The sequence below is a fragment of the Halobacillus litoralis genome (assembly GCF_009856445.1).
GTDB classification, from domain to species: Bacteria; Bacillota; Bacilli; order Bacillales; family Halobacillaceae; genus Halobacillus; species Halobacillus litoralis.
This window is the reverse complement of the sequence record NZ_WMFA01000033.1, coordinates 1-699: the sequence shown is the minus strand read 5'-3', so window position 1 is coordinate 699 and position 699 is coordinate 1. Positions and strand designations below refer to the sequence as shown.

The 699-nt window shown below is 43.8% G+C and carries 1 pseudogene; it reads left to right on the top strand.

Annotated elements, in window-relative coordinates:
- Positions 1–363: 363 nt before the first annotated feature.
- Positions 364–699 (top strand): annotated as a pseudogene (locus GLW00_RS20290) (group II intron reverse transcriptase/maturase); the annotation flags it as partial.

The window sequence follows — 699 nt, the reverse complement described above, 5'->3', positions numbered from 1 at the left end:
TCTTACGATGACGTGAGTGGTGTGGAGTAAAACTGCCCCCTCTGAAAGACGCTATACCGAACGATGGCGGCATCGAGCTCACAGGCTTACAGGAAGCATCTACGTCTAGTATGGATAGCTACGTTGTATGGTACTTGGAAAGCAAGGAACGTTGAATCAAGGACTGTCACCCGAAACGTTTGCTATAAAGCCATGCTGAAAAGCATTTATCCTTGTGAGGGTAGGGGAATGACTGATGAAACTTCTGTAATGGAAGTGAAGGAATAGCCCCAAGTCTAGAGTATGAAACGATTATTTTCCTAACGTGAATGGCACCGATCGGGTAGGAACGTGGGAACATCACTCCAAAGGAGGGATGCCACAGTGTCAACGTTGCGAAACTGGGATTATTATAATATGACAGAGAACTTTACGGATCTTCATGAAAAGGCGAGCCAGGGAAACACGTTTTCTCATCTATATGAAACCATCATATCGAGAGAAAACATCCTGCTCGCTTTTCGCATGATCAAAACCAATAAAGGTTCTAAAACACCAGGTACCGATGGGAAGACCATCGATGACATGAAAGAGCTCTCAGAAAATGATCTGGTAAATGAAGTCCGAAATAAACTTCAAAACTATCGCCCGAAGAAAGTTCGAAGAGAATGGATTGAAAAAGAGAACGGAAAATGGAGACCCCTTGGGATTCCATGTATC